This is a genomic window from Xanthobacter sp., assembly GCF_041911315.1.
GTDB lineage: Bacteria > Pseudomonadota > Alphaproteobacteria > Rhizobiales > Xanthobacteraceae > Xanthobacter > Xanthobacter aminoxidans.
This window is the reverse complement of sequence record NZ_JAYRPE010000014.1, coordinates 1-4,644: the sequence shown is the minus strand read 5'-3', so window position 1 is coordinate 4,644 and position 4,644 is coordinate 1. Positions and strand designations below refer to the sequence as shown.

4 protein-coding genes are annotated in these 4,644 nt (G+C 68.8%); 3 read left to right on the top strand and 1 reads right to left on the bottom strand.

The genetic code is table 11. The annotated features are described in order from the left end of the window. Nucleotides 1-118 precede the first annotated feature (118 nt). The 3 genes from glxR to ACE3QW_RS05590 all read left to right on the top strand — a co-directional run bounded on the left by glxR (nt 119) and on the right by ACE3QW_RS05590 (nt 3,745). Complete coding sequence (gene glxR, locus ACE3QW_RS05600; protein ID WP_374250772.1) at nt 119-1,006, top strand: 2-hydroxy-3-oxopropionate reductase; 888 nt, start codon at nt 119-121, stop codon at nt 1,004-1,006. A 531-nt stretch (nt 1,007-1,537) separates the two neighbouring features. Further along, entirely contained in the window at nt 1,538-3,055 is a 1,518-nt protein-coding gene (gene pyk / locus ACE3QW_RS05595; protein ID WP_051678950.1) for a pyruvate kinase, read from the top strand. A gap of 225 nt (nt 3,056-3,280) precedes the next feature. Further along, nucleotides 3,281-3,745, top strand: a complete 465-nt coding sequence (locus ACE3QW_RS05590; protein ID WP_029556689.1) for a CYTH domain-containing protein — start codon at nt 3,281-3,283, stop codon at nt 3,743-3,745. A 222-nt stretch (nt 3,746-3,967) separates the two neighbouring features. On the opposite strand, the gene ACE3QW_RS05585 is transcribed toward ACE3QW_RS05590, so the two are convergent. Continuing rightward, on the bottom strand, nt 3,968-4,644 hold a 677-nt coding region (locus tag ACE3QW_RS05585), incomplete at its 5' end, for a uracil-DNA glycosylase family protein (RefSeq protein ID WP_374250771.1).

Genomic DNA, 4,644 nt, shown 5'->3' with positions numbered 1-4,644 from the left:
CGCGGGGGGCGGGGTGTGGGGGCCGGCGCCGCCCCCCTCACCCCCGGCCCCTCTCCCGCGAGGGGAGAGGGGAGAAGCCCTCGCCAATACGCAAAAGCACTCTTCAGGAGAAACGCACATGAACGTGGGATTCATCGGCCTTGGCATCATGGGCGCCCCCATGGCCGGCCACCTCATCGACGCCGGGCACACGCTGTTCGTCTATGACGTGGTGAAGGTGCCCGAGGCGCTGACCGCCAAGGGTGCCACCGCCTGCGCCTCCTCCGCCGAGGTGGCGAAGCAGGCCGACATCATCATCACCATGGTGCCGGATACCCCGCACGTGGAAGAGGCGCTGTTCGGCAAGGGCGGCGTCGCCGAAGGCCTCTCGGCCGGCAAGATCGTGGTGGACATGAGCTCCATCTCCCCGGTCGCCACCAAGGGCTTCGCCCAGAAGATCAACGCGCTCGGCTGCGACTATCTCGATGCCCCGGTCTCCGGCGGCGAGGTGGGCGCCAAGGCCGCCTCCCTCACCATCATGGTGGGCGGGCCGGACGGTGCCTTCGACAAGGTGAAGCCCCTGTTCGAGAAGATGGGCAAGAACATCACCCTCGTCGGCGGCAATGGCGACGGCCAGACCACCAAGGTGGCCAACCAGATCATCGTCGCGCTGACCATCGAGGCGGTGGGCGAGGCCCTGCTGTTCGCCTCCAAGGCGGGTGCCAACCCGGCCAAGGTGCGCGAGGCGCTCATGGGCGGCTTCGCCTCCTCCAAGATCCTCGAGATCCACGGCGACCGCATGGTGAAGCGCACCTTCGATCCGGGCTTCCGCATCGAGCTGCACCAGAAGGACCTCAACCTCGCCCTCCAGAGCGCCAAGGCGCTGGGCGTGAGCCTGCCCAACACCGCCACCTGCCAGGAGCTGTTCAACGCCTGCGCCGCCCATGGCGGCTCCAAGTGGGACCACTCCGCCATGGTGAAGGCCCTCGAGCTGATGGCCAACCACACCGTGACCCCGGACGCCTGAGGGCGCTTTACCGCCGTCATGGCCGGGCTTGTCCCGGCCATCCACGTGGGACGGCCGGGAACACCCTCTGGGCATCTTCCCATCGGACCGACGTGGATGCCCGGCACAAGGCCGGGCATGACGATGGCAACAAGGGTTAAGGCAACACCCTTGGCGGCGCGGACGGTTTCCTCCCCCGCGCCGCCGGCATCCCGGACGGGTCCGCGTGGCCCCTTCGGAAGAGGCGCGCCGACAGCGTTCCCGGCGCGCCTCCGCCGCCTCAAATTGCGCCCCCACCTCCGGCGCCGAACGGGGGGCGAAACGGACGCCTGAGATGCCCGCAACGGTCAGCCCTGCTGCCGTTTATGCGACTTTATGCGTACATCAAAGACGCGCATGATATCGACTACATCGATTGCCGTTCGGCGGACGGGAGGCGAGCCAGGCTCTTGAGTTCACGCATTTTCTTCATGAGAGCCAGAGCCCCCCTCGCCTGAAAATGCTCTAGAAGACACTGAACCGAGCGCGAACGCGCCAGCCGGAGGACGACACATGCCCAACAAGCGCCATCACCCCCTCAAGCGCCAGCGCGCCACCAAGATCGTCGCCACGGTCGGGCCCGCCTCCAACAGCGAGGAGAAGCTGAAGGCGCTGTTCCTCGCCGGCGTGGACGTGTTCCGGCTCAACTTCTCCCACGGCACCCAGGCCGATCACGGCGAGGTGCTGGCCCGCATCCGGCGGCTGGAGAAGGAGATGAACCGGCCCATCGGCGTCATCGCCGACATGCAGGGTCCCAAGCTCCGCATCGGCCGCTTCAAGGACGGCTCCATCGCGCTCAAGGCGGGCGACGTGCTCCACTTCGACGCCGACGTGGACCGCCCCGGCGACGAGACCCGCGTGCCCATTCCCCACCCCGACATCCTTGAGGCCCTCACCGTCGGTTCCACCGTGCTGTGCGACGACGGCAAGGTGCGCCTGAAGGTGGTGAAGAAGGGCGCCGGCTTCCTGGAGGCCCAGGTGGTGGCGGGCACCAAGCTCTCCAACAACAAGGGCTTCAACATCCCAGACGTGGTGCTGCCCCTCTCTCCCCTCACGGAGAAGGACCGCCACGACCTCGAATTCGCCTGCGAGGCGGGGGTGGAGTGGATCGCCCTCTCCTTCGTGCAGCGGCCGGAGGACATTCACGAGGCGCGCGGCCTCATCAAGGATCGCGCCGCCATCATGCTGAAGATGGAGAAGCCCGCCGCGGTGGAGCATCTCACCGAGCTGGTGGAGCTGTCCGACGCCATCATGGTGGCGCGCGGCGATCTCGGCGTGGAAATGTCGCTGGCCGAGGTGCCGGCGCTGCAGAAGCGCATGATCGCGGAATCCCGCAAGTACGGCCGCCCGGTGATCGTGGCGACGCAGATGCTGGAATCCATGATCACCGCCCCCGTGCCCACCCGCGCCGAGGTGTCGGACGTGGCCACCGCCGTCTATGAGGGCGCGGACTGCGTGATGCTCTCCGCCGAGACCGCCGCCGGCCAGTTCCCGGTGGAGGCCGTGACCTTCATGGACGACATCATCCGCCATGTGGAGTGCGATCCCGGCTACCGGCAGGTGCTCGACGCCACCCAGTCGGAATGGGGCAAGACCATCGGCGACGCCGTGACCAAGGCCACCTATCAGGCGGCCATCGCGGTGGATGCTTCGGCGTTCGTGGCCTTCACCCTGTCGGGCACCACCGGCCTGCGCGCCGCGCGCGAGCGGCCCGCCATTCCGATCCTCGGCCTCACCCCCAAGGTCGAGACCGCGCGGCGCCTCGCCTTGTCCTACGCCGTGCACGCCGTGCACATGAAGGAGGACATTCACTCCTTCGGCGAGATGGTGGACACCGCCGTGCGCACCGCCGTGGAGCACGGCCTCGGCAAGCCGGGCGACCGCCTCGCCATCACCGCCGGCGTGCCCTTCGCCAAGCCCGGCACCACCAACATCATGCGCATCACCACCATCGGCGCCACCAACCCGCCCTCGCGGGACGATTTCGACACCGGGGCGGCGAAGAGCAGCAAGTCCAAGGCCCACGCCTGACGCGTGCAGCATGGACGGGAGCGCACGTTCCGCGCGTGCTCCCGTCGCTGCGAAGCATGAGCCTGACCGGAGTCGACGCTTCGTAATGTGCTGCCTGTTGACGCATGCGGCAGTCTGAAATCGTTTTCTTCGGCCACATGGGGGGTTGGACGTCCTCCGCGGGGCTGGACGAGGGGCGCCCCCTTCGGTCTATGCTGGGCCATCCACAGCCCAACCGGCCGAAAGATGCCCGTCGAGATCGAGCGCAAGTTCCTCGTCACCTCCCACGCATGGCGGGCGGGCGCGCGCGCCACGCCCATCCGCCAGGGCTACCTCTCGCAGGATGGGGCGACGGTGCGCATCCGCATCGCCGACGGCGACGCCTTCATCACCGTGAAGGGCAAGACGCAGGGCCTCGCGCGGGCCGAGTTCGAATATCCCATCCCCGTCGAGGATGCGCGGGTGATGCTGGAGACGCTCTGCGCCCGGCCGCTCATCGAGAAGACCCGCTATTCCGTCCAGCATGCCGGCCGCCTGTGGACCGTGGACGTGTTCGAGGGCGAGAATGACGGCCTCGTCATGGCCGAGGTGGAACTGGACGGTATCGACCAGCAGGTGGACCTGCCCGACTGGGTGGGCGAGGAAGTCACCTCCGACCCCCGCTACCGCAACTCCTCGCTGGTCAGCGCCCCGCTGGGGTATGGGAAGTAGCGGGCGCGCCTGAGCGCTGCCATCGCACACCACCGCCATCGCCTCCCACGCGCCGTCATGCCCGGGCTTGTCCCGGGCATCCACGTGGTTCGACTGGGAACGCCTTTTGACGCGTGATCCGTCGGCCCGACGTGGATGGCCGGGACAAGCCCGGCCATGACGCTGGCTCAAAGCGCCAAGGCTGGCGCGGCGACATAGAGGAAATCCCCCGCCGCCTCCCCCTCAGCCCCCGCCCTTCCCCGCCAGCAGCGCCTCCACCGCCAGCATGTCGCGCCAGGCGAAGCGCTTGCCGAGTGGCGTGCGCAGCAGGTAGGCCGGGTGGAAGGTGGCGATGGCGCGGATGGTGCGCGTGCCGGTGTCGTAATCCATGAAGCGGCCGCGCAGCCTGGTGATGCCCTCGGTGGTGCCGAGCAGCGCCTGCGCCGAGGGGCCGCCCAGACACACGAGAATATCCGGGTCCGCCAGCTCGATCTGCCGGGCGATGAAGGGCAGGCACACCGCCGTTTCCTGCGGCGTCGGCGTGCGGTTGCCCGGCGGGCGCCAGGGAATGACGTTGGCGATGTAGGCGCTGGTGCGGTCGAGGCCGATGGAGGCCAGCATCAGGTCCAGCAGCTTGCCGGAGCGGCCGACGAAGGGCAGGCCCTGCTGGTCCTCGTCGCGGCCCGGCGCCTCGCCCACGAACATGACCTTCGCGGCCGGATTGCCATCGGCGAACACCAGCCGGCTCGCGGTGCGCTTCAGCGCGCAGCCTTCGAAGCCGTCGAGGATCGCCTTCAGTTCCTCGAGGCTCGCGGCGGCCCGGGCGGCCTCCCGCGCGCCCATCACCGCCTCGTCCGGCGGCTGGGTCACAAGGGTGGGTGTCGCCGGAGCAGCCGGCCGCGCCGGCTGGTTGCGGGAGG